Raw genomic sequence first — 26,907 nt, 5'->3', positions numbered from 1 at the left:
CATTCCGAACCCGGAAGCTAAGCCTGGTAGCGCCGATGGTACTGCAGTCGAAGGATTGTGGGAGAGTAGGACACCGCCGGACACAATTTAAAAGAAAAGACCCGGAACCCCGGTCGAGAACCTAACAGTTCTCCCGGGGTTCCGGGCTTTTCTGCGTCCAAGTGCACTCTGTGTACGCCCGAGTGCAAACCATGCGCGCCCGCGTGCAGTCTGGGTACGCCTCAGGGCTTCCGGACCGACCGACCGCGGACCGGCGACGAGAACACCAGCGACGTCGTCGTCTCCCCGTAGCGCTGAGTGCGCTCGACGAACGACTCCAGCTCGGCCGTGCTCGCGCACACCACTCGCAGGATCCAGCACTCGTCACCGGTCACGTGATCCGCGGCGACCACCTGGGGGAGCGGCAGGATCGTCTCGCGAAACCGGGCGCTGTCCAGGCTGCGCACCCGAGCTCGGACGATCGCCTCGATCGGTAGCCCGAGCTTGGTGACATCGACAGTCGCGACATACCCGGTGATGACGCCACGCTCCTCGAGCCGCCGCACTCGTTCCGTCGTCGCCGGCGCGGACAACGACACCTGCCGGCCGAGCTCGCTGAAGGTCATCCGGCCTTGCGTCTGCAGCAGTTCGAGCAGTCGCCAGTCGACGTCGTCGAGCCCCACGTTCGTACTCCCGCCCGCCACACCTGCCAACAAGGAAAACCCAGGCTAGCCCGCCTGAAGACCTGGAATCGTCCCTATGTCCGAAGATCACTCCGCACCAGAATTGCCTTATGACACCGGCACCTCGCGTTCTGGCCTTCCCGGCCCCACCACCCCAGACGACTGTCGCGAAACTCACCGCGGAACTCGCCTTCGAGGTCGACCCGGACGACCTGATGCAGGACTTCGCCGCGGGCAACCGGCAGGGCTATGTCGTCGTGGAGACCCGGAGCCCGCAAGCCTTCGCGACGGCACATCTACCGGGCGCCATCAACCTGCCGTACCGCGAGCTGACCGCCGAGAACACCGCGCACCTCGACCGCGGTCTCGTCTACATCTGTTACTGCGAAAGCTTCCAGTGCAACGCCGCCGCCAAAGGTGCGCTGAAACTCGCTGAACTGGGCTTCACCGTCAAACGCCTCGCCGGCGGCATCACCGCTTGGCAGGCCGCGGGTTTCCCCGTCGAATCGTCGCGGCCGCACCAAGCACCGATCGATCACCCAATCCGCTGCGCCTGCTGACGCTGTCGTGCCTTCCGTATTCTGGACGGGTGAGTACCCCACGACTGCTGATCATCCAGCCGGACGTCACCGATCCGGCCGGCCCTCTCGGCGACTGGCTCCGCGAAGGCGGCGCCGAGCTCGACATCCGGATGCCACCGCGAGACGAGCTGCCCGAGAACGTCGACGGCTACCAGGGCCTGGTCTGCCTCGGCGGTGGGATGGGCGCGCAGGATGATGTTGCTCATCCCTGGCTGCGCCACGTGCGGAAACTGCTGGCGAGCGCCGCCGGGAACGACTTCCCCACCTTGGGGGTCTGCCTCGGTGCGCAGCTGCTCACCGTCGCCACCGGCGGCCGGGTCCAGGTCGGCAAGGACGGTCCGGAGGTCGGGCCCGCGCTCGTGTCCAAGAAGGATCTCGCGTGGACGGATCCGCTCTACGCGGACCTCCCGATGGTGCAGGACGTCGTGCAGTTCCACAGCGACGCCATCGAACAGCTGCCGGCGGGTGCAGAGCTCCTCGCGTCCGCTCCTCGGTACCCCAACCAGGCGTTTCGGCTGCACCGCCGGGTTTACGGCGTCCAGTTCCACATCGAAACCACGCCGGACGTCGTCCTCGCGTGGGCCAAGGACGAACCGGAACTCGCCGAGTTCGCCCGTCCGGGTGTCTTCGAAATCGACAAGCTCACCCAGCTGCACGCCGACATCGCGGAAACCTGGCGCCCATTCGTGTTGCGGTTCGTCCAGCTGGCCGCCGGCGAAATCGAGCCAGTCGCGGAGAAGCGGCGCACCCTGCCCATGGCCTAGACCTGGGGTTGCGGCCAACAAGGTGTTTGCACAAACAGGATATTGCGGAAATATGTATGCCGTCTTAACGGCGCGTTACCACCTTCAGGTACCTTGCGGGAGTAGTCCCCAAAAGGGTTTCGGAGGTCGGGGTGGACCCCTCGCTGCTGGTAGTCGTCGTGATCATCACGGCTCTCGTTTTCGATTTCACCAACGGCTTTCACGACACGGCGAATTCGATGGCGACTTCCATCGCCACCGGAGCGCTCAAACCGAAGGTCGCCGTCGCCATTTCCGCGGTACTGAACCTGGTCGGTGCCTTCCTTTCGGTCCAGGTGGCCAAAACCATCTCGAGCGGCCTGGTCGACGAGACCAAGATCGGCCCGGCGATCGTCTTCGGCGGGCTCATGGGCGCGATCATCTGGAACCTCTTCACCTGGTTCATCGGCCTGCCGTCCAGCTCGTCGCACGCGTTGTTCGGCGGGCTCATCGGTGCGACCTGGGTCGCCGTGGGCAGTGATTCGGTCCGGTTCGGCATGATCGTCGAAAAGGTCCTGATCCCGGCGGCGCTCTCACCAGTCATCGCGGGCCTGGTCGCGATGGTGGCGACGTTCGTCGTCTACCGCTTCCTGCGTGGGCGCAAATCCGGGGTGTCGGGATTCCGCGTCGGCCAGATCATCTCGTCTTCGCTGGTCTCGCTCGCGCACGGCACGAACGACGCACAGAAGACGATGGGCGTGATCACGCTCGCGCTGATCAGCACGGGCAGCCTCGCGCCCGGTTCCGCGCCGCCGACCTGGGTCATCGCCAGCGCCGCGCTCGCACTGGCGCTCGGTACCTACCTCGGCGGCTGGCGGATCGTCTACACCCTGGGCAAGGGCCTGACCGACATCGAAGGACCGCAGGGCTTCGCCGCACAGACCAGCTCGGCCGCGGTCATCCTGACGTCGTCACATCTCGGATTCCCGCTGTCGACCACGCATGTCTGCTCGGGTGGCATCCTCGGTTCGGGGGTCGGCCGCCGGGAAGCACCGGTGCGCTGGAAGATGGCGGGCCGCATGGTGGTCGCGTGGCTGTTCACCCTGCCAGCGGCCGCCGTCGTCGGCGCGATCGCGGGCAAGATCGCTTCCCTCGGCACCGGCGGCACGATCGGTGTCGGCGTCACGGGGATCCTGATCGGCCTCGGCATTTACCTGCTTTCGCGCCGCAAGCCGGTAACAGCCCACAGCTTCCACGTTCCGGAGCCGTCCGCGCCGGACGCCGAGCCCGACCGCATACCCGCGTAATTCACCAGAGCGCACTACGGTTAGAGGCGATGGCTGATCGTGCTCGACCGACCGCGTCCGCGGCGAGGTATGGCTTCACCGACGAACGTGCCGACGCGCAGTTGCGGGCGGCCGGTTGGTGGGGAGAAGCGGGCCCGGTCGACGCCAACGTCGACATCCTGCTCGCGCTTTCCCGTTGTGCCGACCCTGATCTCGCGTTGCGCGGGCTCGACCGTGTTCGCGAGGCCGACGAACCTGGCTGGGCCGAAATGGCTGAAGCGCTACGGACCAACCGGTCTCTCCGCGGGCGGCTCGTCGGGGTCCTGGGTACTTCCAGCGCGTTGGCGGACTTTCTGGCGAGCAGTCCCCAGCAATGGCGGCGGCTCACCGGCAAGAACGTCACGACCGCGGCGGACTACGACGCCGCGCTCCTGGCGGACGTCCAGGCCGGCGCCCCGGAGGGGGAGACGCTGACCGGAGTCCAGGCCGAGCAGGCGTTGCGAGCCGGATATCGAGGGTTGCTGCTCGAAATCGCGTCGGTCGACCTCGGGCATATCGTCGAACCCGGGCTGTATCGGCCGCCGTACGCAGAAGCCGCCAGCCAGCTGACCACCTTGGCCGAGGCCGCGCTGAAGGCCGGGCTCGCCGTTGCCCATCAGGAAGTCGATCCGCCCGAGGGTACCGAGCTCGCGGTGATCGCGATGGGCAAGACCGGTGGCCGGGAGCTCAACTACGTCAGCGATGTCGACGTGATCTTCGTCGGTGACGGTGATCTGCAGGCCGCGACCCGGCTGGCCGCCGCGATGATGCGGGTCGTCGGGAAAGCGTGTTTCGAGGTCGACGCTGCGCTCCGTCCCGAGGGCAAGGCCGGTGCGCTGGTCAGGACGCTCGACGGGCACACCGCCTACTACAAGAAGTGGGCCCGGACCTGGGAATTCCAGGCGCTCCTCAAGGCCCGCCCGGTGGCGGGCAGCGCCGAACTCGGCCGGCTGTACAGCGAGATGGTCGCGCCGCTGGTGTGGTCGGCGGCGGAGCGGGAGAACTTCGTCTCCGATGTGCAGAAAATGCGGCGCCGGGTCGAAGAGCACGTGCCGTCCGAACACGCGGAGCGGGAGCTCAAGCTCGGCAGTGGCGGGTTGCGTGACGTCGAATTCGCCGTCCAGTTGCTGCAACTCGTCCACGGCCGGGTGGATCCCGAACTGCGCTCACCATCCACTATGGACGCCTTGGCCGCGCTGGGCGAGGGCGGTTATGTCGGCCGGGCGGACGCGGCGGAGCTCGGCGCGTCGTACGAATTCCTGCGAACGGTCGAGCATCGGCTGCAGCTCAGGCGCTTGCGGCGGACTCATCTCTTTCCCGACAGCTCGGACAACTTCGAACTGAGGGTGCTCGCCAGGTCGATCGGTATCAAACCGGAGCGCAGCCGCGGCGAGGGCGATGTCCTGCTCGCCGAATTCCGGCGGCACATCCAGCGGATCCGTCGCCTGCACGAGAAGCTGTTCTACCGGCCGCTACTGCAGTCGGTCGCCAACGTGCCGACCGAAGAACTCAGGCTGACGACCAAACAGGCGGTCAGCCGGTTGGCCGCGCTCGGGTACGCGGCGCCGGATGGCGCGCTGCAGCACATCAAGGCGTTGACCTCCGGGGTTTCCCGGCGGGCCGCGATCCAGCAGGCGCTGCTGCCGGTGCTGCTGAACCTGTTCGCCGACACTCCAGACGCCGACGGCGGCCTGCTGTCGTATCGCAAGGTGTCCGAGGCGCTCGAGGAAACCCCTTGGTATCTCAGGGTTCTGCGAGACGAAGGCGCTGTCGTCGAGCGGCTGGCGTTCCTGCTCGGAGCGTCGAAACTGGTCCCGGATCTGCTCGTCCGGGCACCCGAGGTGCTGCAACTGTTCAGCGATCCGGCTCGCCTCGCGGGGAAGACGCCTGGCGAAGTCGCCAAGTCGCTGCGCGCCACGATGCGACGGCAACCCGGGCTCAGCGCCGCCGTCGCCACGGCCCGATCGCTGCGCCGGCACGAGATGCTGCGGGTCGCGAGCGCGGATCTGCTGGGGCTGTTGGAACCGCCCGCTGTCTGCGAAGCGCTTTCGAGCGTCTGGGTCGCGGTGTTGCAGGGGACACTCGCCGCCGCTTATCGCAAACGAGAGGCTGAGCTGGAGAGCACTCCGGCGAAAATGGCGGTCATCGGGATGGGCCGGCTCGGTGGAGCCGAACTCGGGTACGGCTCCGACGCCGATGTGCTGTTCGTCTGCGAGCCGATCAACGGCGCGACCGACTCCGAAGCCGCGCAGTTCGCGTCGTCGGTGGCGGAAACGGTACGCAAGATGCTCGGCGCGCCGAGTCCCGATCCGGCGCTGATCGTGGACGCCGAGCTCCGGCCGGAGGGCCGGAGCGGGCCGTTGGTCCGCACTTTGGAGTCGTACCGGGCTTACTACGCGCGTTGGAGCGAGGTCTGGGAAGCCCAAGCGCTGCTCCGGGCTCGGTTCATCGCGGGCAACGACGACCTCGGCGACCGGTTCATCGAAATGATCAACCCGCTCCGGTACCCCGAGGGCGGGCTCGACGCTACGCAGGTCCGCGAGGTCCGCCGGATCAAGGCGCGGGTCGAAACCGAGCGGATGCCGAAGAGCGCCGACCCCACCCGGCACACGAAACTCGGCCGCGGCGGGCTCTCCGACGTCGAATGGACCGCGCAGCTCATGCAGCTGCGCTATGGCCATGACGTGCCGGAGTTGCAGACCACCTCGACGCTGGATGCGCTCCAAGCACTTGTCGCTCCCGCTCTCGCCGAGCAGGCCGATGTCGACGCGCTCACCGAGGCATGGCTGCTCGCGACCAAGGTCCGCAACGCCGTGATGCTCGTGAAGGGCAAAGCGGCCGACGAGCTGCCCGGCTCGGGCCCGTATCTGGCCGCGGTCGCGCGCATCATGGGCTACTCGGCGAGTGACGACCCCGGCGAGTTCCTCGACCTGTACCGGCGGACCACCCGCCGGGCGCGGGCCGTGGTGGAGCGCCTGTTTTACGACGACTAAGCGACCGCTTACAGTGGTCGGGTGACCGATCGCGAAGCTTTCCGCACCCGGGTGAAGGTGCGCCACTACGAACTGGACACGCTGGGGCACCTGAATCACGCGGTGTACCACTCGTACGGCGAGATTTCGCGGCTCGAGCTGATGGAATTCGCGGGCGGGATCGAAGGTATGCGCCAGGTGAATCTGGCTGCCGTGCTCCTGGAATCGCACATCAGCTTCCGGCGTGAGCTGCGCGCGGGTGACGTCGTCGACATCACCTGCGACGCGAAGTTCGGCAGCGGCAAGACGTTCCAGATGAACTCGAACATCTACAAACTGGACGGCACGCTGTCCGCGGAGATCACCTGCACGCTCGGGTTGATGGACCTCGACAAGCGGAAACTCGTCGAGGATCCCCGTGGCCGTTTCGCGCTCGCCGGTGTCGACCCTTCGGTGCTGTCGACCGCCGAATAGCTAGCCCTCGCTGGTGTGCACCGGGTAGTTCAGCGCGATACTGCCGCCGGTCGCGTAATTCGGCACGTCGGCCAGCGCGGCCGCGCCCTCCGGTGACGACAGTGCCGCGCCCAGCGTTTGCACGTCAGGGAAGTCGGCTTCGAAGATCGCGAAGTACGGCGATTCACCAGGCGCGGAAGCGACGTCGAAGCTGTAGCGCCAATCCAGCATGCCGGGCATCTTCGCCGCCAGCGGGAGATGGGTGCTCACGTAGTACTCGCGGAAGTGCGCGGGATCGACCGGCGCGGGATACAGGACTACGAGTTTGTGCATGGAGAGCACGCTAGGCGAAAAAAACGCCGACGGCGAGGGTGGTTTCCACTCCTCGCCGCCGGCGTGCTTTTGGTGCGTTACCTGGCGAACATCACACGTCGTAGTAGAGCGAGAACTCGTACGGGTGCGGGCGCAGGCGCAGCGGGTCGATCTCGTTTTCCCGCTTGTAGCTGATCCACGTGTCGATCACGTCGGGGGTGAAAACGCCACCCTCGAGGAGATAGTCGTGGTCGGCTTCGAGGTTGTTGAGCACCGTGCCCAGGTCGCCCGGAACGAGCTTGACGTTCGCGGCCTCCTCGGGCGGGAGCTCGTACAGGTCCTTGTCGATCGGGTCCGCGGGCTCGATCTTGTTCTTGATGCCGTCGAGACCGGCCATCATCATCGCCGAGAACGCCAGGTACGGGTTGCCTGACGAGTCGGGGCAGCGGAACTCGGCGCGCTTCGCCTTCGGGTTGTTGCCCGTGATCGGGATGCGCACACAAGCGGAACGGTTGCGCTGCGAGTACACCAGGCTGACCGGCGCCTCGAAGCCCGGCACCAGGCGGTGGTACGAGTTCACCGTCGGGTTGGTGAACGCGAGCAGCGTCGGCGCGTGGCGGAGCAGCCCACCGATGTAGTGACGCGCGGTGTCGGACAGGCCCGCGTAGCCGGACTCGTCGTGGAACAGCGGCGTGCCGTCTTTCCACAGCGACTGGTGGCAGTGCATACCCGAACCGTTGTCACCGAACAGCGGCTTCGGCATGAAGGTCGCGGTGCGACCGGCGTCGAAGACGGTGTTCTTGACGATGTACTTGAACAACTGCAGGTCGTCGGCCGCGTGGAGCAGCGTGTTGAACTTGTAGTTGATCTCGGTCTGGCCACCGGTGCCGACCTCGTGGTGCGCCCGCTCGATCTCGAAGTTCGAGTCCTGGAGCTTCTTCACGATCTCGTCGCGAAGGTCCGCGAAGTGGTCGGTCGGCGGGACGGGGAAGTAACCGCCCTTGAACTTCGTCTTGTAACCGCGGTTGCCGCCTTCTTCGTCGGCACCGGTGTTCCACCAGCCCTCGACGGAGTCGATCTCGTGGAAGGCGCCGTTCTCGGCGGAGTCGAAGCGGATCGAGTCGAAGATGTAGAACTCGGCTTCCGCGCCGAAGTACACCGAGTCGGCCACGCCGTACTCGGCGATGTACTGCTCGGCCTTGCGCGCGATGTTGCGCGGGTCGCGGCTGTACGCCTCACGGGTGAACGGGTCGTGGACGAAGAAGTTGAGACCCAGGGTCTTGTTCTTGCGGAACGGGTCGATTCGCGCGGTCTCGGGGTCCGGCAGCAGCAACATGTCGGATTCGTGGATCGACTGGAATCCCCGGACGGACGAACCGTCGAAGGCCAGGCCCTCTTCGTATGCCGCGGCGTCGAATGCCTTCGCGGGGACCGTGAAGTGCTGCATGACGCCCGGAAGGTCGCAGAACCTGATGTCGACGAACTCGACGTTCTCGTCTTTGATCAGCTTCTGGATATCGTCTGGAGTAGTGGACACCCTCGGTGACTCCTTCTCGTTCGTTGCCGGCGGCAGTACTCTCTTCGGCTCAAACTATGAGCGCGGTGTTGCCCGACCGTCACCCGTATGTTTCGCCGGTGTTAACGGGCTGGTGGATACCGGGTATCCGACCAGGGCAGATGGCTTCGGCGCCAGCCGCATACCCTAGATGGGTGGCGAGATGGACTGGCGAGTGGCTACCAGGTAGTGGCGAAGGCGTTGCGGGCAGTGACGAGCGCACGCAAGAGTGGCGCGGAAAGAGCCTCGGCCTGCCCGAAAAAGGCGTCGGTTCCGTCGCCGCCGGCGGCTCACGGCTGCTCGCGCTGCTGCTCGATCTCGTGCTCGCTTCCCTGGTCACGGCACTATTCCTGCGCCCGGAGTTCCAGAACCCGGCCGCGATGCAGACCTTTAACCTCTGGTCCGTCGGCGTCTGGGCGGTGTTGACCGCTATCCCCGTCGCCTTCTTCGGTTTCACCCCGGGCATGGCCGCTGTCGGCATCCGTGTCGGCCGCCTCGACGGTGCCGCGATGGTGGGCCTCTGGCGCGCTGTGATTCGCGCCGCACTCTCCTTCCTGATCATCCCCGCGGCCGTCCGCAACATCGACGGCCGCAGCTGGCTGGACCGCCTCACCACCACCGTCGTAATCCGCCTCCGCTAACCCCTCCACTGCTACTGGCGGGGGATCAAGGGACCTTTACTACCGCGACGCGGTAGTAAAGGTCCCTTGATCCCCCCCCGTGGGGCGCGGGTGGGGGTGGTCATGCGGCGGGGCGCCAGAGTTTGGCGGTGATGTCGGGGCGTGGGCGCAGGGCGGCGTGTTTGTGAGCGGCGCGCAGTTGCTGGATGACGGCCAGGGGGCGATCGCGCAGGTGAGACGGCAGGACGTGCATGATCGTGACGCCTGCCGCGGTGAATCGTGAGTGTTTTTCGACGGTATTGGCGTAGCCGGCTGGTCCGAGATGGAACTCCAGCGAGTCGATCTCGAGGGCCATGCCGACGTCGTCCCACCAGCAGTCGGCGATACCGAGCATCCGGCCGTCGGAATCGAACAGCGCGACATTCCACTCGGCACCTGGAAGATTGCTGCGGTCGACGACCTTCCGGCCCCATGCTTCGGCCGCGGAACGAATGCCCTTGTTCATTTCGTTCACGACGCGTCGCGGCAGTGCCGAACCGATCGTCGATCCTTGGCTTATCTCGTGTTGAAGGTCGCGAGGATCGCACATGCCGCGTTGTACGGCTTCGGCGATCATCGCGCGGATAGCGTCGAGGTCGTGCATCCGGCGGGTGGCGTCGATGAGCGCGCGGGCCAGCGGGGCAACCGGGATTCCGTTGATGATGACCGGCTCGGGGAGGTGGATCGTGCGTTCGACTGTGGCGAAACCCCAGGAAGACACCCTGCTCGCGTGCGGGATGAGGACGTGCACGATGTCGGTTTTCGCCATCCGGTGTCCGCCGTGCATGCGGATCGCCTGGTGGCCGGTGATCATCGCGTCAGGGCCTGCGTGGGCCAGCGCGGCCCGGCAGCTTTGTTCGCCTGTCAGTGTGCCGTTGTTGAACACGATGACGCCGGGGATGGGGCGGCTCCATGAGCCACCTGGCCGGCACCGCCTCGAGATGCTCGAATGCGACATGCCGAGCTCGATCAGCGCCGCACGAGGTGCCACCCCGCCGGGAAACATTTCCGCCAGCGATTGGGGCTGGCTCGGCCATTCGTTCCACACACAGTCATCGTGCGAGGACCCTCCGACACTTTTCGCCCCAGAAACGCATCAAGGGACCTTTGCTGCCGTTTTCCGGCACGAAAGGTCCCTTGATGCGGCGTTGGGGTGGTTAGCGGCGGCGGATGGTGCGTTGGACGGAGCGCATTTTGGCGCCGGCGGGCATGGGGCCCTTGGGCATGGCGGCACCGCGGTTGCCGAGGGCGGCGAGCTTCGCTTCGAGGGCGTCGACCTGGGCGGGCTTGAGGTTCCGCGGGAGCTTCATCAGGTGACCCTGAAGCTTCTTCAGCGGGACTTCGCCCTCTTCGGAGCCGATGATCACGGTATAGATGGGCTTGTCGCCCACGAGGCGTGCGACGCGCTTCTTCTCCTGCGCGAGGAGGGCCTTGACGCGATGCGGGGCTCCTTCGGCGACGAGGACGACGCCGGGGCCGCCGAGGACGCGGTGCACGGCGTCGAGCTGGGTCGTCGCGGCGACGGTGGGGGTGACCTTCCACTTGCCGCGGAGGTTCTCCAGCGCCCAAGCGCCCGCGCCCGGCTGGCCGTCGGCCTTCGAGTAGACGGTCTTCTGCACCCGCCTGCCGAAGATGATCACGGCGCCGAGGACACCGAGCAGGATGCCGAACGGCAGCAGTGCCCACTGCATGCCGATGAGCAACCCGATGCCGAATGCCACACCCGTGATGACCAGGACAGAGCCGAGCATCCAGGGGATGAGCGCCTTGTCTTCCTTGCGCTGCATCTTGAAGGCTTCGAAGATCTGCCCGCGCCGAGCCTTGCTCGCCGCGCGCTTTTCCTTCTTGGCCTGCTTGGCAGCTTCCTTATCCTGCTTTCCCGCCATCTCACCAGGATACGGCCGGGTGGCCAGGCTCGGCGCCGTCGGCCCCCTCTGCGAGGATCGGCACGTGGCTAGCGCATCTACTCCGAGGACCCGTCCAGGTCTGCTTGACGGCCTCGACCCCGAGCAACGAGCCGCCGCGAGTGCCCCGCGCGGACCGGTGTGCGTCCTGGCCGGGGCCGGGACGGGCAAGACCCGCACGATCACGCACCGCATCGCACACTTGGTGAGTTCGGGGCATGTCGCCGCTGGTCAGGTGCTTGCCGTGACCTACACGGCGCGGGCCGCGGGGGAGATGCGGACCCGGCTGCGGGGGCTCGGAGTGGAAGCCGCGCAGGCGTTGACCTTCCACGCGGCCGCGCGACGGCAGCTGCGGTACTTCTGGCCGCGGGTCGTCGGGGACCGGCCGTGGGACCTTCTCGACAACAAGTTCCGTTTCGTCGGCCAAGCGGCCAACCGGGCGGGCCTCGGAACCGAGACCGAAGTGTTGCGAGATCTGGCCAGTGAGATCGAGTGGGCCAAGGCCTCGTTGATCGCGCCGGACGACTACCCGGCGATCGCGGCGAGGAATCAGCGTGACACCCCGGCGCCGGTGACCCAGGTTGCCAACGTTTACCGCCTGTACGAGGAGATCAAGAACTCCGCGCAGGTGCTCGACTTCGACGACCTGTTGCTGCACACCACGGCGGCGCTCGAGGAGCACGGCGCGGTCGCCGACGAGTTCCGCGAGCGGTACCGCTGTTTCGTCGTCGACGAGTACCAGGACGTGACGCCGTTGCAGCAGCGCCTCCTGGACGCTTGGCTCGGCGGCCGCGACGACCTGACCGTCGTCGGCGATGCGAACCAGACCATTTATTCGTTCGGTGGTGCCTCGCCCCGGCCGCTGCTCGAGTTCACGCGTCGCTTCCCCGAGGCGACCGTCGTGCGGCTCGAACGCGACTACCGGTCGACGCCGGAGGTGGTGGCGCTGGCCAACCAGGTGATCGGCGCCGCCCGTGGCCGTCCCGCCGGCTCCCGGTTGAAGCTCATCGGGCAGCGCCCGGCCGGACCGCCGCCGCGTTTCGGCGAGTACGACGACGAAGCCGCCGAGGCCTCTGCTGTCGCGCGCCGGATCCGTGAGCTGATCGACGGCGGGATCGCCACCAGCGAGATCGCGGTGCTCTACCGCGTCAACGCCCAGTCCGAAGCCTACGAGCAGGCATTGTCCGATGTGGACGTTCCGTATCTGGTTCGTGGCGGTGAGCGATTCTTCGCCCGTAAGGAAGTCCGGCAGGCTGTCATCGCCTTGCGCACGGCGTCGTCCCGGGAATCGGATCTCGACCTGGTGACCCGGGTCCGTGCGGTGCTCCACCCGGTGGGCCTGACCGAGCAGCCACCGGCCGGCGGCGCGGCCAAGGAACGCTGGGACGCGTTGCTCGCGTTGGTGGAGGTGGCCGAGGAACTGGCTTCGACGGTCGAAGGCGCGGATCTGCATCATCTCGTCGCCGAACTCGACCAGCGCGCGGCCGCGCAGCATCCGCCGACCGTCGAGGGCGTCACGCTGGCTTCGCTGCACGCGGCCAAGGGCCTCGAATGGGACGCCGTTTTCCTGGTCGGTCTCGCCGAGGGGACGATGCCGATCCAGCACGCGGACGGCGACGACGCCGCTGTGGAGGAAGAGCGGCGTCTGTTCTACGTCGGTGTCACCCGGGCGCGTGAGCACCTTTGGCTGTCGTGGGCGCTTTCTCGCAAACCGGGCAGTCGCCGTAACCGCAGGCGCAGCCGGTTCATGTACGGCCTGGTGCCGGAGGACCACCCCGCGGCCAGGGTCGCGAAGGCGCAGAACACCGCGCCCACGGGAGCGAAGCCTCGGTGCCGGGTTTGCGACAGCGTCCTGGCCGGGACGATGGAGATCAAGCTCAGCCGGTGCTCGAAGTGTCCGTCCAATGTGGATGAGGAGCTGCTGGCCAAGCTCCGGGCGTGGCGTGGCGAGCGGTCCAAGGAGCTCAAGGTGCCGACCTTCGTCGTCTTCACCGACGCGACTTTGGTCGCGATCGCCGAGCAGCGGCCGACCACGGACGGGGCCTTGGTGTCGATCTCCGGCATCGGCGCGACGAAGCTCGAACGCTTCGGCGCGGAGGTACTCGACGTCGTCCGTGCCGTGGTGAGTTCTTGACCGCGCCGATGTCATGATCAACGCGGCGAACCCGCTGCTCAAGCGCGATCTTCGTCGCTTCGGGGATATTTCTCTTAAATAAGTTGCACCCGCGTGCGGGGTGGCAATAACCTGCATGTACCCGAGCGGGAGCGCTCGGGTACCAGACTCGGTTTCCGCGGACGCGGCGAGCGACAGACAGCCAGAAGGAGGTGCCGGAGACATGACGATTTACACGAAGATCCTCAGCCCTGGCATCTCGCTGTCCTGTGCTACCGGTGTGTCTTCGCACGCCCAGGCCATGGAAGCGCGCCGGGGTACCGGCATGCGCGTGACCGCCTTTGGCACGCAAGCGCCGCTGGGGACCAACCATGACCTCGGCAGCATCGCGGTGGAAACCGTGAAGCTGGGCGCCAATGAGCGCAAGGCCACGACTTACGCGCAGGTTTCCCCGCGCCTTGTCGTCGATCCGTCGATCAAGCAGTTCCGTGTTCCGTTGTATCTACGGGAGCGAAGGACCTGACACCAAGTCAGGACTAGAGGCTCACGAAGGCCGCGGATCATCGGATCCGCGGCCTTCGTGTTTTTTTGGGTCAGCACAGGTTGGGTCAAAAGTGGGGCAGACGCAGCTGGTGTAGGGGCAGCTGGGTCAGACGCAGTTGGGGATTAAGAAGCAGGGTTCGCCGTCTTTCGGACGCTGCACTGTTGGGGTTCTAGATCAGTTCGACATCAGTTGGGGTCACGTTGTCCAGCTCACTCGCAAGTCCCAAAACCGTTACCACACAAGGGAGTACCACCATGTCTTCGGCAATCGCCTTCGCTTCGGAGGGGGCACTGGCCGACGGATTCGTCGACGCCGGGGTGGGCGAACTGCTCGACGCCCTCAGCTCGCCCGAGTTCTCACTGCCTTGCCGTTCCGGCGACGCCGACCTGTGGTTCGCCGAGGCACCGTCAGAGTTGGAGCGGGCCAAGAGCTTCTGCGGAAGCTGCCCGGTCCGTGAGGCCTGCCTCGCCGGCGCACTGGCACGGCGCGAGCCGTGGGGTGTCTGGGGTGGCGAGATCTTCGAGCGCGGCGCAGTCGTCGCCCGCAAGCGTCCCCGGGGCCGTCCCCGCAAGAACGTCGTTGCCGAGCAGGCCGCGACCAGCCGTCAGAGCGCTGCAGCATGAGCGTCATGCCGGTCACTACCAGGGATTACGAGGCGCGCCGTGCACCGCTGAGCGCCGTTCCCACCAAAGTCAATGAAATCAAGGTCGAGGAGACCGCCGAAATGTTGCTGTATGAAGAACTCGCCAAAGCTCGAATACAAGACCTCGAAGAGGGCGTCCGCGCCCAGCGCGTACGAGGGCACGCCCGTGCCGTTCGTGCCGCGCATCGATGGAGCAGGGTCGCCCGCTGGGCTTCGAAGCGATCTCAACGACTCCAGAACTGATTGCCCCGGCGGCGTGGGGAAGAGGGCCTGACACGGCTCGCTTCCCCGCGCCGCCAGGCGTTTTTCTCTTGACACGTCCCTGTTGAATGGGGGCATGTCCGCACATACACATGACGATGTCGATTGGGCCGCCCGGCTTCCCGCGATGCGGCGCGCCGACGCTTTGGATGCCGAAGCGCATGCAGGGGTCGCCGCGCGCTTGGTCGCGGATCTGCCGGAGCGGCCCACAATTGTTGATGCCGGTTGCGGTACCGGCGGCATGAGTGCGGCGTTCGCCGCCCAATTGGCCATCCGATCGGGTGGTGTCCTGATTTTGGTGGACGCGACCCCGGAATTGCTCGCCGAAGCGGAGAAGGCGGCGTCCGCGGCCGGCGGACCCGAAGTCCGCCTCGAAACCGTCGTCGCCGACGTGGCCGGTGGGCACTTGCGCGAGCTCGAGCCCTTGGCCGACCTCGTCTGGGCGTCGGCGATGGTCCACCATCTTCCCGACCAGCAGGCCGGGATCGCCGAACTCGCTGCCGCGCTGCGCCCGGGTGGCAAGCTCGCGATCGCCGAAGGCGGCCTGCAGATGCAGTGCCTGCCTTGGGATCTCGGCATCGGCGAACCCGGCCTGGAGTATCGGCTCCTGGCCGCGCGTGACGACTGGTTCGGCGAGCTTCGTGCGGGAATGGCCGGTTCGGTTCCGCTGCCCCACGGCTGGAACATCGCCCTGGGGAAGGCCGGGCTCATCGACGTCAGCGCGTTCAGCTTCCTGCACGACCATCCGGCTCCGGGCTCGGAAGCGCTGCGGGACTTCATCGCCGACCGGATGGACTGGCTCGCCCATGTCGCCGGTGACCGCATCAGCGAGGCGGATCGCGAGACTGTCACCAGGCTTGCCGATCCCGGCGACCCCGCTTACGTCGGCGCCCGCGACGACGTCTTCATTCTCGGCACCCGGACAGTCCACTATGGACGCTCTCGATGACCACGCACGTCGTGTGCTCCCGATGCGGGAAGCAGCGCCCCGCGGACGAGGATCCGCTGCGGGCTCTCTCGTGGGTCGCCGATCGGGACAGCGGCGAACTGCGCTGGCTGTGCCCAGGATGCGCGCGAGCACACGTTCGCGACATCGAGGGGAAACTGCCGAACGAATACTGGTGAGCAGCCTCCGGACGAGCCTCATGCCGCCGCCTCGAACGCTTCGAGCCCGAGTGCCTGAACCTTGGGGCGGCGACGCCGGGCGGCGTCACTGAACGCGGCGACGAGCTCGCGGGTGACCAGTCCGGGTTCGGATCGGAGCTGGTCCGTCGTACATCGCACGACGTCCACACCGGCGGCGGTGAGGGCAAGATGGTTCATCCGGGGTTTCGCCCGATCTTCACGCTCGGCGCCGAACTGCCAGGCCAGCCCGATTTCGTCCCACCACGCGTCGGCGAGGCCGATCGGCCTGCCTCGCAGGTCGCAGATCGTCACACCCCAGCTCGGTGGCGGCAGCGGAGCCTGCCTCAACAGCCTCCGTGCCATGCCGAAGACGTAGGTGTCCGACCCGAATTCAAGATGCCTCAGCACATCGCGGACAGCCGACGTGCCGCGCTGGTTTCCGGCGTCGAGCTCGGTGCGAAGCTGTGCCACGGTGCAAAGGCCCCAGTACAGCGGGATACCGAGCAGCCGGTGAAGGCGCTCGGGATCGCTTTCCCGCCTGGCCGAGTCGAGCGCGGCCCTGGCAGGTGGCGCGTACGGGAGCCCGCTCCGGTACAGCGGCGCGGGTAACCGGCTGGTCCGCTGCAGGACCATGAACTCGTCGGGCATGACACGCCTGTTCGCCTCCATGAGCAGGTGCACGCTCGGCGGGACCGCCAGCTCGGCGCCGTGGGCACGCAGGGCGTCCGCCCCGGTGATGACGGACCCGGGACCGAGCCAGGCGACGGCCGCGCGCAGTCGTTGCAACCGGGTCGGCGCGCTGGTCCCGAGCATGATCACGCCGGGCATCAGCCGCTGCCAGGGCCCGTCCGGGCGACATCGGGCGGCGATACTTCCCGGCGAGAGTCCCGCCTCGCGAAGCTGTGCCGTGGTGATCACGCCGTCGACCGCGGCGCCGGTGAGCGCCGAGATATCGGCGAGTTTCGGATGGGCCATGTATCGAGGGTGACCGGTGGGCCAACCGGGTGGAACCACTTCCGCCGACCTGTGGACAACTTGCCCCCGCGAACGGAGTTTTCGCGCGATTTCGGCCCTGCCTGTGGATAACTCAGACGGCGAAACCCGGTTGCCAGCGTTCGACGATCGCGCGGGCGGGGATCTCGGCGTCGAGCTGGCACAGGATGCCCGTCGAGCCGGCCGTCACGCGGTGGATCATCAGGTACTCCGGCGGCAGGTTGAGCGAGCGGCTGGTCCGGAAGTCCTGGCCCCGGGTGTCGCCGACGCGCCCGGCCTGCTTCTGCAGCCAGCGGCGGGTGAAGTGGAAGGTCTCGTTGACCAGCGGCTCGGTGAACGGCGCCAGGTAGGAGAGCACGTCGTCCGGGGTCAGTTCGGTGCCAGGGCGGATGAAACCGGCCTCCTTGAGCAGCTGCATCAGCTCGTCGGATCGGCCGTCGAGCGCCAGGCGCGTCATCTCGCCGAAATGGCCGGGGATGCCGTCCGGCAGCCGGGCCACCCCGCCGAAGTCGATCACGCACAGCCTGCCGTCGTCGGTGAGCATGAAGTTGCCCGGATGCGGATCGGAATGCAGCAGGTGGGCGCGTTGCGGCGACGAATAGTGGAACACCGTCAGCAGCCTGCCGACCTCGTTGCGGGTCTCGACGTCGCCGCTCTTGATGATCTTCGCCAGCGGGGTGCCGGAGACCCACTCGGTGATCACGACCTTCGGCGCACTGGCCACGACCTTGGGGATCAGCACCTCGGCGTCGCCGTCGAACGCCTTCGCGAACGCGCGCTGGTTGTTGGCCTCGGCCTGGTAATCCAGCTCCTCGTCCATCCGCGCCGCGAGCTCGGCCAGCAGCGGCTTGACCTCGGTGCCGGGCACGAACGCCTGGAACAGCCGGCTGAAGCGCTGAAGCTGGCGAAGGTCGCTTCGCAGCGCTTCGTCCGCCCCGGGGTACTGCACCTTGACGGCCACCTCGCGCCCGTCGTGCCACACGCCATGGTGCACCTGGCCGATGCTCGCGGCCGCGGCCGGCACGTCGTCGAACTCGGCGAACCGCGTCGTCCAGTTGCGCCCGAGCTGCTCGGCGAGGACCCGGTGAGTCTGCCTGGTCGGCATCGGCGGCGCGCCCGACTGGAGCTTGGTGAGCGCCTCTCGGTAGGGCGCCGCCATCTCGTCGGGCACGGCGGCTTCGAACACGCTCAGGGCCTGGCCGAACTTCATCGCGCCGCCCTTGAGCGACCCCAGCACCTCGAACAGTTGCTCCGCGGCCTTCGCCGACAGCACGGCACTGACCTCTTCCGCGCTCTGGCCGGTCAGCCGTTTGCCCCAGCCGCCCACCGCACGCCCGGCCATGCCGAGGGGAATACTGGCGAGCTTGGCTGTGCGTGCGGCGCCTTTGCGGGGCATCGCGGCATCGGTCCGGTCGTCGGTCCAGTCGCGAGAGTTGGTCACACCAGCGATTCTGCCTTGCCTGACGCCGAAAGCGCACTGGATCGACGGCGCAGTCGTGTGGCACACGCCTCGCCATCCTCAGCGCGCGCCGCAGTGACAGCGCGGATGAGGCGGCCACCAGCGGTGCTTCACTTTTGCCGCGTACGGATCGATTTCCACCGTGGCGTTCCACACGGGCGGCGGTTTGTCGGCGGGGGACAGCACCCGCAGGGTCTGCGCCACGGCCAGCGCGGCACAGGCTTGGACGTCGGCGAGGTCGGCGCGCTGCGGACGGCCCGCGAGCTGACCGGCGATCCTGGGCCAGCGGGAGTCGAGTTCCGTGCGGTGCAGGTCGGCGCATCTCAGGCAGCTCGTCCGGCCGGGGATCACGAGCGGGCCGACGATGCCGATGCCGTCGCGGACCCGGACCGGGAGATGCGGGACACCATCCTGGACGAGCAGGCCGACGACCTCGGGAGCGGGCACCACGGCGTCGGTGAGCAGCACGAGTTCCGGCAGCCGGTCGCCGCCGACCAGCCGTCCCGTGCGGGTCGCCGGGTTGCTCCGGCGGACCGCGCCGGCCGCGGCCTTGCGGCGGGGAACGCCGATGTCGTCGTCGGTGTACCCACAGCCGACGTCGTGCTCGGTGACGGTCCCCTCCGCAGCGACTTCGACGTGCCCGACCCCGGCCTTGGCGAGCAGGACCGCGATGGCCACCGCGAGGCGGCCGTCGCCTCGGACGACCACAGCGCAATGGGCCCGGCGGGCCTTGGTCCGGCTCTGGTCGCGACCGCTGCGAAGCGACCACAGCCCGGCCTCGACACCCGGCTCCGCGCTGTGTGTCGGCGGGTCCGCCTCACTGACCAGACCGAGTTCGGTGAGCCCGGTCAGGACGTCCCGCAGCTGCTCGGTGTGTTCGCTTTCAGCGAGCGCCAGCAGGCTGTGGACGGTCGTGCGCCCGTCGATCGACCGGAGCGCCTCGATGACGCTCGGCGGGAGCCCGCTCGCGACCACGCCGTGGCGTGGATCGAGCCCGATCTGGACCTCGTCCACACCGCGTTCCAGCACTTCAAGACCTGGTAGGAGCTGGGGGAACAGCGGCAGCATGACGTCTTCGTCGCCGGAAGGTAGTTCGCTCATACTGCTCAGAGTGACAAATGGTGGCTAACAGTTCGCTAAGAGAAAACCGAGTTGTCCACAGGTGAAGTTCCTTGTGGATAACTCGGCGCTGTGACCTTACAGCCATCGGAGTTGTCGGTCCCTGGCCTTACCGTGGGTGGGTGGCTGATGCACGGGTGCCCTCACTGAGGAGCCGGGACAAGACGAACCAGCAACCGCAGATCACCGACCTGCACATTCCTAAACAGAAGACTGAGCCTGGACAGAAGCTCAGACCCGACCAGAAGATCGAAGTGCGGCGGAGTCAACGCCGTCGCCGGACGGTCGCCGCCCGCATGGAGGGCGACACCCTGGTCGTGATGATCCCGGCGCGGATGACCCGCGCCGAGGAGAAGCATTGGGTCGCCAAGATGCAGCACAAGCTGCTCCTGGTCGAAGGCCAGCGGGCGTCACCGCCGCGGGCTTCCGACCAGGCGCTGCTGACTCGCTGCGCCGTGCTGGCCGAGAAGTACCTCGACGGCGACGCGACGCCGTCGAGTGTTCGCTGGGTGCCGCCGATGCGCACCCGATGGGCGTCCTGCACGCCGGTGGACGCGACCATCCGCGTCAGCGAGCGGCTGCGTGACGTGCCGTCCTGGGTGCTGGACTACGTGCTGGTGCACGAGCTGGCCCATCTGCGGGTGACGGAACACAACACGCGGTTCTGGGCGCTCGTCCACCGCTATCCGAAGGCCGAACGGGCCATCGGATATCTGGAGGGGCTGTCCGCGGCGGCGGGACTGGAAATAGGGGAGGACTAGAACGACGAGAGGCCGGTATGCGGGGTTTCCGCATACCGGCCTCTTCGTATGGCGCGACTCAATCCTTCTTGTCGTCGCCCTCTTCGTCGGTCTTCTCGGCTTCTGCGCGCTCTGTCTTCTCGAGCTCGGCGATCGGGTCGAGGTCGTCGAGGCTGTCCTTCTTGCCGAGAGCCGCGGCGAAGTCGAGCGGTTCGTCGAGGTCGTCGGCCGTCGGCATGAGGTCGCGGTGCGACCAGAGGCCGTCGCGGACTTCGATGCCGTGCTGGTCGCCGACGAGCTTCCAGAGCGCCGACGCGGCGCGCATCCGGCGAGGCCTCAGTTCGAGGCCGACCAGGGTGGCGAAGGTCTGCTCGGCAGGGCCGCCCGTCGCCCGGCGGCGGCGCAGCGTCTCGCGCAGCGCGTCGGCTCCGGGGAGCCTGTTGCCGACGGCTTCGGCGACGACGACGTCGACCCAGCCTTCGACCAGCGCGAGAAGGGTTTCCAGCCGGGTCAGGGCCGCCTTCTGCTCCGGGGTGTTCTTCGGCTCCAGCAGCCCGGAGGACATGGCCTCTTCGATGCTGGCCGGGTTGTTCGGGTCGACTTGGCCGGCGAGCTGCTCCAGTGCCGAGGTGTCGACGGTGATGCCGCTGGCGAACTCCTCGACGGTGGCGAGCAGCCGCTGCCGCAGCCACGGCACGTGCGCGAACAACCGCTGGTGGGCGGCTTCGCGCGCGGCGATGTAGACCAGCACCTCGCTGCTCGGCAGCTCAAGGCCTTCGGTGAACTTCTCGATGTTGGCGGGCAGCAGCGCGGAAACCGCGTCCGGGCCGAGCGGCAAGCCGACCTCGGTGGACGTCAGGACCTCGGAGGCGAGCTGGCCAAGCGCGTTGCCGAGCTGCGAGCCGAACGCCATGCCGCCCATCTGGCCGACCATGGACAGCAACGGGCCCGCGGCCTGCTTGGCTTCCTCGGGCAGCGCTTCGACCCAGGCGCCGCCGACCTGCTTGGCCACCGGGTCGCACAGCCGCTGCCAGGTGGGCAGGGTCTTCTCGACCCAGTCACGCGCGGACCAGGCGACCGTCTTCGACGCGCCTGCGGGCAGGATCGTCGCCGCGTCGAGCCACAGCTCGGCGAGGTGGGCGGCGTCGCGCACAGCGGTGCTCGAATCGCCGCCGGTGCCGGAGGAGGAGAAGCCGATCTTGGCGTCGCCGCTGCCGCTGAGGTTCTGCAATGCGATCTGCTTGGCGAGGTCGTAGTTCACCGGGCCGGACGAATTCCCAGCCTGGCTGAGCATCTGGCCCAGCTGGCTGAGCATCTGCCCGAGCTGGTTGAACGCCTCAGGGCCGGAGGGTGGCTGCTGACCCGAGGGGTCGTTGTCGCCGCGCTTCTCGGGATCGGACGATCCGAAGCCGAACGGGGGATTGCTCATACCTCTACCGTACGCGGATAGGTGCCGACTGAGCGCGCCATCCTGGCGAGAGGCGTGGCCTTCACCGGCAAGCGAACACGGTCACCGTACGCTGTCACGCGTGACCACGCCCCACGATGAAGTCGCAGCTGAGCGGCGCCCAGAGGCCCAGAACGAACCGGCCGAATCCGGCAGGCGATTGACCAGGCGTGGCTGGACGCTGGTGGTCAGCTGTGTCCTGTTCGTCGTATTCGCGCTGGTCGGGCTGTTCGTACCGGTTCCGTACGTGGCGATCAGCCCCGGGCCGACCTACGACACCCTCGGCCGTGACGCCGCCGGCGAGCAGGTGGTGAAGATCGACGGGCACCCGCAGTTCGACGCTTCCGGCGAGCTCCGGATGACGACGGTTTCGCTCCACGACGGCATTACCTTGTTCAACGCGCTCGGTCTTTGGGCGAGTGGCCGCTACGCGCTGGCCCCGCGCGAGGACTACTACAAGCCGGGCGAGACGAACGAACAGGTCAAGCAGGAGAACGTCAAGCAGTTCCAGGATTCGCAGAGCAACGCCGAAGTCGCCGCGCTGCGGCATCTCAACTTCCCGGTCAAGGTGCTCGCGAAGGACATCACCACCGGCAGCCCCGCGGACAAGGTGCTGGTCCCCGGCGACAGGCTCATCGCCGTCAACGGCAAGAAGATCGGCGCCGACGAAGACGTGCGGGCCGCGCTGGCCGGGACGAAGCCCGGCGAGACGATCCAGATCACCTTCCAGCGCGGCACCGAGCCGGAACGCACCGAGCCGCTGACCCTGGGCCAGCGCCCCGACCGCGCGGAAGGCTTCATCGGCCTGACACCGATCGACCGCGCCGACGTCCCGTTCGACGTGAAGATCTCGCTGCAGGACGTCGGCGGGCCGTCCGCGGGGCTGATGTTCACCCTCGCGATCATCGACCGGATGACCCCGGAAGACCTCGCGGGCGGGCGGCATATCGCCGGCACCGGAGAGATCACCGAAAAGGGTGACGTCGGGCCGATCGGCGGGATCTCGTTCAAGGTCGTCGGCGCCCGCGAAGCCGGGGCGACGGACTTCCTGGTGCCCCAGCAGAACTGCGCGGAGGCCAAGGCGGCCGTCCCGGACGGGCTGCACCTGATCAAGGTTTCGACCCTCGACACCGCGCTGGCGGCGCTGGAGGACCTGAAGGCCGGGAGGCCGACACCCGCCTGCTGAGCTTCGGCGCGGTATCAAGGGACCTTTACTACCGCCTGGCGGTAGTAAAGGTCCCTTGATACCGCTTTGGGGTCCGGGGGTTAGGGGAGGAAGGTTGTTTTCAGGGCCTCGATCAGGTTCGGGGCGAGTTCGGGGTGCTCGATGACCTCGTCGAGCGGGGTGGCCTCGGGGGCCGCGCCGGTGGAGTCCTTGCCGCCGCGCAGGCGCATCACGCAGGCGACGTCGCCATCACGCAGGACAGCGGCGACGAGCCGCGCTTCGGTGCGCTTCGGGTGGTCGGCGGCGGCCCGGCGGAGGCTCTCGGCGTCCGAGTCGGCGAGCCCGGTGAGTTCGGCTTCGGCGTCCGGGGGCAGCACGATGATTTCCTGGACCAGCGCGCAGCCGAGGATCAGGTCGGGCCAGGCGATCGAGGCGAGCGCGTCGCCGAGGTCGCCTTCCGGCAGTGATTCCTGGGCGACCGGCGTCAGCGGCGCCGTGGCGTCCAGCTGTCCGGCGAGCTCGGGCTGTTCGTCCAGCAGCGCCGCGGTGGGGACAAGGGCGAACAACTGCGGGGGTTGATCCCAGCCTCCGGAGGCGACGAACTCCTCCACTTCCCGGGCCAATCCGGCGATGCCGGCGGCCGGCGGCCGGTGCTCACTCGTTGACATGGCGACATCGTCGCAGCAAGGACGCCGCCGTGTCGCGCCGCCGTCCGATCGCCGTCCGATTTGGGCGGGTTCAGGGAACTCACACCCCCCGCCGTAGAGTTAGCTCATCAGGGGATGCTCGCTCGCGCTTGCACCCCCGCGAACGAGATCACGACCTCAGGAGCGTGTGCAGTGGCCACTCGGCCCCCTGTGAGCTTGCCGAAACTTTCCCGGCGGAGCCGAATTCTGCTGATCATCGCGGCCGTCGTGGTGTTGGCACTGTTGCTCGGCGCCAGATTCTTGGACACTTATGTCTCCTGGCTGTGGTTCGGCGAGGTAGGCGCGCGCAGCGTGTTCTCGACGATCCTGGTGACCCGCATCATCTTGTTCTTCGCGGTAGGCCTGCTGGTCGGCGGCGCCCTCGCGGTGAGTTTGATGATCGCCTACCGCACCCGGCCGGTGTTCGTGCCCGTTTCCGGCGCGGACGACCCGCTCGCCCGGTACCGGTCCGCGATCGTCGGCCGGATCAGGCTGGTCGGCATCGGTATTCCGCTGCTCACCGGATTGATCGCCGGTGCGACCGCCCAGGCCGACTGGCAGGTGGTGCAGCTGTTCCTCAACGGCACTCCGTTCGGCCAGAAGGACCCGGAGTTCGGCCACGACATCGGCTTCTACGCCTTTGAGCTGCCGTTCTACAACTGGCTGCTGGGCTGGTTGTTCATCGCCGTGGTCATCTCGTTCATCGGCGCGCTGATCGCGCACTACATCTTCGGAGGCATCCGCCTGGCGGGCAAGGGCGGTCAGCTCGCCGGTCCGGCGCGTGTGCAGCTCTCGGTCACGGTCGGGATCTTCGTGGTCCTCAAGGCGGTCGAGTACTTCTTCGACCGGTACAACCTGCTCCTCTCCGACCGCAACCCGTTGTTCACCGGTGCGACCTACACCGACCTCAACGCGGTGCTGCCGGCCAAGCTGATCCTGCTGTGTATCTCGGTGATCTGCGCGATCGCGTTCTTCGCCGGCGCGTTCCTGCGCAACATCCAGCTGCCGGCGATCTCGCTGGTGCTGATGATCCTGTCCAGCGTGCTCATCGGCGCGGCCTGGCCCGCGGTGCTCGAGCAGTTCTCGGTGCGTCCCAACGCGAACGAGAAGGAAGCGGCGTCGATCCAACGAAACATGGACGCCACGCGGCAAGCCTTCGGGTTGACGAACGTGCAGTATCAGGACTACTCGGGCAAATCCGAGGCGACGTCCGCCGAAGTGAAGGCCGACACGGGCACCATCCCGAACATCCGGCTGCTCGACCCGAACGTCCTGAGCGACACCTTCACCCAGCGAGTCGGCCGGGAGAACTTCTACGGCTTCCCGGCGAAGCTGGACATCGACCGCTACAACGTCGGCGGCACGACGCAGGACTACATCGTCGCCGCGAAGGAGATCAAGACCGAGGGCCTGACCGGCAACCAGACCAGCTGGATCAACCGGCACATGGTCTACACGCACGGAAACGGTTTCGTGGCCGCCCCGGCGAACACGATCGACCGCGCGGTCGAAGGCCAGAACTCCGACGGCGGTTACCCGATCGCCAACACCAGTGACACCCAGAACCCCAAGGGCGCGGGGATCCAGGTCGACGAACCGCGGATCTACTACGGCGAGCTGTCCAGCTCGGCCGACTACGCGATCGTCGGCGGCACGCTCGGAAAGGCGCCGGGTGAGTACGACACGGCGACCGACCGCAGCTACCTCTACAAGGGTTCCGGTGGCGTGACGATCGGGAACCTGTTCAACAGGCTCGTTTTCGCCGCCGAGTACGGCGAGCGCAACATCCTGTTCTCCGACGCCATCGGCGACGACTCGAAGATCATGTACAACCGCGACCCGCGGGACAGGGTCAGCAAGGTCGCCCCGTGGCTGACCGTCGACGGCGACCCGTATCCGGCGGTCGTCGACGGCAAGATCCAGTGGATCATCGACGGCTACACCACGATCAACAACTACCCGTACGCACAGCAGACGCAGCTGGGTGAAGCGACGAACGACTCCCTCACCGGCGTCGCGCGTCAGGCGAACAGTTCGATCAACTACATCCGCAACTCGGTCAAGGCGACCGTCGACGCGTTCAACGGAACCGTCACGCTCTACTCGATCGACGACAAGGAACCGGTCCTCAACGCCTGGGAGAAGGTCTTCCCCGGTTTGGTGAAGCCGAGTTCGGAGATCTCACCGGACCTTCGCGCGCATTTCCGTTACCCGGAGGACCTGTTCAAGGTCCAGCGTGAGCTGCTCGCCAAGTACCACGTCAACGACCCGCAGGAGTTCTACGCGCAGCAGGCGTTCTGGAGCATCCCGCAGGATCCGACGCAGGAGGGCGGCGCGAACGCCAACGCCGCCGGAGTCGCGAACCAGCCCGGTTATTACGTCCTCGCCGACGCGCCGGGTGAAAACAAGACGACGTTCCAGCTGACGAGTCCGCTCACCGGATTGCAGCGGCAGTATTTGGCCGCCTGGGTTTCCGTTTCCTCCGATCCCGGGGATTACGGGGCGATGCGGGTGCTCCGGCTACCGACCGCCGCGGCCGGTGCGTCGCAGGTGGACGGACCGGTGCAGGTACAGAACAGATTCCAGAGCGACCCGAACTTCGCGCAGCAACGGACGTTCTATACCAACCAGAGCGTCAACATCATCTTCGGAAACCTGATCACCTTGCCCGTGGCCGGCGGTTTCCTCTACGTGGAACCGATGTACATCCGGCAGCGCAACCAGAACAGCTATCCGCAGCTGGCAAGAGTTCTGGTGGCGTTCGGGCCGAAGATCGGGTTCTCGTCGACGTTGCAGGGCGCCCTTGATCAGGTGTTCGGCGCGGGTACCGGGGAAACGCCGAGTACCTCGATACCGCCGGTGACACCCGGCGCACCCCCGACCACGACGACACCACCGCCGACAGGCACAGTCGGGTCCAACCCCGCGCTGGACCAGGCCGCCAACGACATCCAGGCCGCGATCGACAAGTACAAAGCCGCGCTGCAGTCCGGCAACTTCGCCGACCAGGGCGCGGCACTGCAAGCGCTGGACGCCGCCACCAAGGCGTACGTGGCAGCCAAAGCAGCACCGCCGGCGACAACCCCGCCACCGGCTTCAACCACCCCGCCACCTCCCGGCCAGCCCGGCGGATAGGGCGTTGACGAGCCCGCTGTGCCCCCGTCGTAACCACCGCGTATAGTGGTGTTTACGACGCGGGGTGGAGCAGCTCGGTAGCTCGCTGGGCTCATAACCCAGAGGTCGCAGGTTCAAATCCTGTCCCCGCTACAGAGGTCAGAGGGCCCGTTATTCGCTGGAAAGATGCGAATAACGGGCCCTCTTTCGTGTGTCTTCTGGGGGGCTTCCCCCAGGCCCCCGGCCAAGGCGGGCTTCGCCCCCTTGGATCCCCCACCAGGGGCTTGCCCCTGGACCCCCGGCTGGTGAGGGAAGGTCGCGTTTTGTGTGGGGGAGTCGTGTGCGGATGCGTG

25 protein-coding genes, 1 tRNA gene and 1 rRNA gene are annotated in these 26,907 nt (G+C 67.2%); 17 read left to right on the top strand and 10 right to left on the bottom strand.

Annotation, left to right across the window (positions count from 1 at the left end; all coding sequences use genetic code 11):
* Positions 1–82, top strand: a 5S ribosomal RNA gene (gene rrf, locus VGP60_RS41920); the annotation flags it as partial.
* A gap of 139 nt (positions 83–221) precedes the next feature.
* Here the strand turns inward: rrf and VGP60_RS19380 are convergent.
* Entirely contained in the window at positions 222–662 is a 441-nt protein-coding gene (locus tag VGP60_RS19380) for an Lrp/AsnC family transcriptional regulator (protein WP_327549441.1), read from the bottom strand.
* Positions 663–772: 110 nt separating this feature from the next.
* On the opposite strand from VGP60_RS19380, the gene VGP60_RS19375 reads away from it, so the two are divergent.
* The 5 genes from VGP60_RS19375 (at position 773) to VGP60_RS19355 (ending at position 6,736) form a co-directional block, all read left to right on the top strand.
* Positions 773–1,222 carry a rhodanese-like domain-containing protein gene (locus tag VGP60_RS19375; protein WP_327549440.1) on the top strand — a complete coding sequence of 150 codons (450 nt, stop codon included), beginning with the start codon at positions 773–775 and terminating at the stop codon, positions 1,220–1,222.
* Positions 1,223–1,251: 29 nt separating this feature from the next.
* Positions 1,252–2,007 (top strand): type 1 glutamine amidotransferase, encoded by a 756-nt coding sequence (locus VGP60_RS19370; protein ID WP_327549439.1) that lies wholly within the window; start codon positions 1,252–1,254, stop codon positions 2,005–2,007.
* Between the two features lie 131 nt (positions 2,008–2,138).
* Positions 2,139–3,272: an inorganic phosphate transporter gene (locus tag VGP60_RS19365; RefSeq protein ID WP_327549438.1), complete on the top strand. Its 1,134-nt coding sequence runs from the start codon at positions 2,139–2,141 to the stop codon at positions 3,270–3,272.
* A gap of 29 nt (positions 3,273–3,301) precedes the next feature.
* Positions 3,302–6,283: a bifunctional [glutamine synthetase] adenylyltransferase/[glutamine synthetase]-adenylyl-L-tyrosine phosphorylase gene (locus VGP60_RS19360; RefSeq protein WP_327549437.1), complete on the top strand. Its 2,982-nt coding sequence runs from the start codon at positions 3,302–3,304 to the stop codon at positions 6,281–6,283.
* A 21-nt stretch (positions 6,284–6,304) separates the two neighbouring features.
* Complete coding sequence (locus VGP60_RS19355) at positions 6,305–6,736, top strand: acyl-CoA thioesterase (protein WP_327549436.1); 432 nt, start codon at positions 6,305–6,307, stop codon at positions 6,734–6,736.
* Here the strand turns inward: VGP60_RS19355 and VGP60_RS19350 are convergent, their stop codons facing one another.
* On the bottom strand, positions 6,737–7,048 hold the full coding sequence (locus VGP60_RS19350; RefSeq protein ID WP_327549435.1) for an EthD family reductase: 312 nt from the start codon (positions 7,046–7,048) through the stop codon (positions 6,737–6,739). It lies immediately after the preceding gene.
* Between the two features lie 91 nt (positions 7,049–7,139).
* Positions 7,140–8,564 (bottom strand): type I glutamate--ammonia ligase, encoded by a 1,425-nt coding sequence (gene glnA / locus VGP60_RS19345; protein ID WP_327549434.1) that lies wholly within the window; start codon positions 8,562–8,564, stop codon positions 7,140–7,142.
* 173 nt (positions 8,565–8,737) lie between these two features.
* On the opposite strand from glnA, the gene VGP60_RS19340 reads away from it, so the two are divergent.
* On the top strand, positions 8,738–9,223 hold the full coding sequence (locus VGP60_RS19340; RefSeq protein ID WP_327549433.1) for an RDD family protein: 486 nt from the start codon (positions 8,738–8,740) through the stop codon (positions 9,221–9,223).
* 100 nt (positions 9,224–9,323) lie between these two features.
* Here VGP60_RS19340 and VGP60_RS19335 read toward each other — a convergent pair whose 3' ends face one another.
* Positions 9,324–10,289: a hypothetical protein gene (locus VGP60_RS19335; protein ID WP_327549432.1), complete on the bottom strand. Its 966-nt coding sequence runs from the start codon at positions 10,287–10,289 to the stop codon at positions 9,324–9,326.
* A 109-nt stretch (positions 10,290–10,398) separates the two neighbouring features.
* Positions 10,399–11,127, bottom strand: coding sequence for a DUF4191 domain-containing protein (locus VGP60_RS19330; protein ID WP_327549431.1), 729 nt, complete (start codon positions 11,125–11,127; stop codon positions 10,399–10,401).
* A 64-nt stretch (positions 11,128–11,191) separates the two neighbouring features.
* Here VGP60_RS19330 and VGP60_RS19325 point away from each other — a divergent pair, with 64 nt between their 5' ends.
* The 6 genes from VGP60_RS19325 to VGP60_RS19300 all read left to right on the top strand — a co-directional run bounded on the left by VGP60_RS19325 (position 11,192) and on the right by VGP60_RS19300 (position 15,831).
* Positions 11,192–13,279 (top strand): ATP-dependent DNA helicase UvrD2, encoded by a 2,088-nt coding sequence (locus VGP60_RS19325; RefSeq protein WP_327549430.1) that lies wholly within the window; start codon positions 11,192–11,194, stop codon positions 13,277–13,279.
* 202 nt (positions 13,280–13,481) lie between these two features.
* Positions 13,482–13,781, top strand: coding sequence for a hypothetical protein (locus VGP60_RS19320; RefSeq protein WP_327549429.1), 300 nt, complete (start codon positions 13,482–13,484; stop codon positions 13,779–13,781).
* A gap of 275 nt (positions 13,782–14,056) precedes the next feature.
* On the top strand, positions 14,057–14,425 hold the full coding sequence (locus tag VGP60_RS19315) for a WhiB family transcriptional regulator (RefSeq protein WP_327549428.1): 369 nt from the start codon (positions 14,057–14,059) through the stop codon (positions 14,423–14,425).
* A 5-nt stretch (positions 14,426–14,430) separates the two neighbouring features.
* Entirely contained in the window at positions 14,431–14,688 is a 258-nt protein-coding gene (locus VGP60_RS19310) for a hypothetical protein (RefSeq protein ID WP_327549427.1), read from the top strand.
* Positions 14,689–14,782: 94 nt separating this feature from the next.
* On the top strand, positions 14,783–15,655 hold the full coding sequence (locus VGP60_RS19305) for a class I SAM-dependent methyltransferase (protein ID WP_327549426.1): 873 nt from the start codon (positions 14,783–14,785) through the stop codon (positions 15,653–15,655).
* On the top strand, positions 15,652–15,831 hold the full coding sequence (locus VGP60_RS19300) for a hypothetical protein (RefSeq protein WP_327549425.1): 180 nt from the start codon (positions 15,652–15,654) through the stop codon (positions 15,829–15,831). Before VGP60_RS19305 ends, VGP60_RS19300 begins: the two co-directional genes overlap by 4 nt.
* A gap of 18 nt (positions 15,832–15,849) precedes the next feature.
* Here VGP60_RS19300 and VGP60_RS19295 read toward each other — a convergent pair whose 3' ends face one another.
* The 3 genes from VGP60_RS19295 to VGP60_RS19285 form a co-directional block, all read right to left on the bottom strand.
* Positions 15,850–16,806 carry a hypothetical protein gene (locus VGP60_RS19295; RefSeq protein ID WP_327549424.1) on the bottom strand — a complete coding sequence of 319 codons (957 nt, stop codon included), beginning with the start codon at positions 16,804–16,806 and terminating at the stop codon, positions 15,850–15,852.
* Positions 16,807–16,918: 112 nt separating this feature from the next.
* Positions 16,919–18,220 carry an ABC1 kinase family protein gene (locus VGP60_RS19290; protein ID WP_414640378.1) on the bottom strand — a complete coding sequence of 434 codons (1,302 nt, stop codon included), beginning with the start codon at positions 18,218–18,220 and terminating at the stop codon, positions 16,919–16,921.
* A 123-nt stretch (positions 18,221–18,343) separates the two neighbouring features.
* The gene (locus tag VGP60_RS19285) at positions 18,344–19,384 is read right to left on the bottom strand and encodes a hypothetical protein (RefSeq protein WP_327549422.1); all 1,041 of its coding nucleotides are present in this window, start codon (positions 19,382–19,384) and stop codon (positions 18,344–18,346) included.
* Between the two features lie 200 nt (positions 19,385–19,584).
* On the opposite strand from VGP60_RS19285, the gene VGP60_RS19280 reads away from it, so the two are divergent.
* Positions 19,585–20,163 carry a M48 family metallopeptidase gene (locus VGP60_RS19280; protein WP_414640377.1) on the top strand — a complete coding sequence of 193 codons (579 nt, stop codon included), beginning with the start codon at positions 19,585–19,587 and terminating at the stop codon, positions 20,161–20,163.
* A gap of 58 nt (positions 20,164–20,221) precedes the next feature.
* On the opposite strand, the gene VGP60_RS19275 is transcribed toward VGP60_RS19280, so the two are convergent.
* On the bottom strand, positions 20,222–21,571 hold the full coding sequence (locus VGP60_RS19275; protein WP_327549421.1) for a zinc-dependent metalloprotease: 1,350 nt from the start codon (positions 21,569–21,571) through the stop codon (positions 20,222–20,224).
* Between the two features lie 199 nt (positions 21,572–21,770).
* Between VGP60_RS19275 and VGP60_RS19270 the strand changes: the two genes are divergently transcribed.
* Positions 21,771–22,775, top strand: a complete 1,005-nt coding sequence (locus tag VGP60_RS19270) for a YlbL family protein (protein WP_414640376.1) — start codon at positions 21,771–21,773, stop codon at positions 22,773–22,775.
* 80 nt (positions 22,776–22,855) lie between these two features.
* On the opposite strand, the gene VGP60_RS19265 is transcribed toward VGP60_RS19270, so the two are convergent.
* Complete coding sequence (locus tag VGP60_RS19265) at positions 22,856–23,422, bottom strand: PPA1309 family protein (RefSeq protein WP_327549419.1); 567 nt, start codon at positions 23,420–23,422, stop codon at positions 22,856–22,858.
* 171 nt (positions 23,423–23,593) lie between these two features.
* On the opposite strand from VGP60_RS19265, the gene VGP60_RS19260 reads away from it, so the two are divergent.
* Both VGP60_RS19260 and VGP60_RS19255 read left to right on the top strand, forming a co-directional pair.
* Positions 23,594–26,575, top strand: a complete 2,982-nt coding sequence (locus VGP60_RS19260; protein WP_327549418.1) for a UPF0182 family protein — start codon at positions 23,594–23,596, stop codon at positions 26,573–26,575.
* Positions 26,576–26,633: 58 nt separating this feature from the next.
* Positions 26,634–26,707 (top strand) — tRNA-Met (locus VGP60_RS19255).
* The last annotated feature ends 200 nt before the right edge of the window (positions 26,708–26,907 follow it).

Origin of the sequence: Amycolatopsis sp. (genome assembly GCF_036008905.1) — a bacterium.
In the GTDB taxonomy this organism is placed as follows: Bacteria; Actinomycetota; Actinomycetes; order Mycobacteriales; family Pseudonocardiaceae; genus Amycolatopsis.
This window is presented reverse-complemented; position numbering and strand designations above follow the sequence as displayed.

What these genes read in the sequence shown, in the direction of transcription:
- VGP60_RS19375 (WP_327549440.1), top strand. Translation starts at nt 773, where the DNA reads ATGACACCGGCACCTCGCGTTCTGGCCTTCCCGGCCCCACCACCCCAG.
- VGP60_RS19360 (WP_327549437.1), top strand. Translation starts at nt 3,302, where the DNA reads ATGGCTGATCGTGCTCGACCGACCGCGTCCGCGGCGAGGTATGGCTTC.
- VGP60_RS19350 (WP_327549435.1), bottom strand. Translation starts at nt 7,048, where the DNA reads ATGCACAAACTCGTAGTCCTGTATCCCGCGCCGGTCGATCCCGCGCAC.
- VGP60_RS19330 (WP_327549431.1), bottom strand. Translation starts at nt 11,127, where the DNA reads ATGGCGGGAAAGCAGGATAAGGAAGCTGCCAAGCAGGCCAAGAAGGAA.
- VGP60_RS19320 (WP_327549429.1), top strand. Translation starts at nt 13,482, where the DNA reads ATGACGATTTACACGAAGATCCTCAGCCCTGGCATCTCGCTGTCCTGT.
- VGP60_RS19315 (WP_327549428.1), top strand. Translation starts at nt 14,057, where the DNA reads ATGTCTTCGGCAATCGCCTTCGCTTCGGAGGGGGCACTGGCCGACGGA.
- VGP60_RS19310 (WP_327549427.1), top strand. Translation starts at nt 14,431, where the DNA reads ATGCCGGTCACTACCAGGGATTACGAGGCGCGCCGTGCACCGCTGAGC.
- VGP60_RS19305 (WP_327549426.1), top strand. Translation starts at nt 14,783, where the DNA reads ATGTCCGCACATACACATGACGATGTCGATTGGGCCGCCCGGCTTCCC.
- VGP60_RS19300 (WP_327549425.1), top strand. Translation starts at nt 15,652, where the DNA reads ATGACCACGCACGTCGTGTGCTCCCGATGCGGGAAGCAGCGCCCCGCG.
- VGP60_RS19295 (WP_327549424.1), bottom strand. Translation starts at nt 16,806, where the DNA reads ATGGCCCATCCGAAACTCGCCGATATCTCGGCGCTCACCGGCGCCGCG.
- VGP60_RS19290 (WP_414640378.1), bottom strand. Translation starts at nt 18,220, where the DNA reads ATGCCCCGCAAAGGCGCCGCACGCACAGCCAAGCTCGCCAGTATTCCC.
- VGP60_RS19285 (WP_327549422.1), bottom strand. Translation starts at nt 19,384, where the DNA reads ATGAGCGAACTACCTTCCGGCGACGAAGACGTCATGCTGCCGCTGTTC.
- VGP60_RS19275 (WP_327549421.1), bottom strand. Translation starts at nt 21,571, where the DNA reads ATGAGCAATCCCCCGTTCGGCTTCGGATCGTCCGATCCCGAGAAGCGC.
- VGP60_RS19265 (WP_327549419.1), bottom strand. Translation starts at nt 23,422, where the DNA reads ATGTCAACGAGTGAGCACCGGCCGCCGGCCGCCGGCATCGCCGGATTG.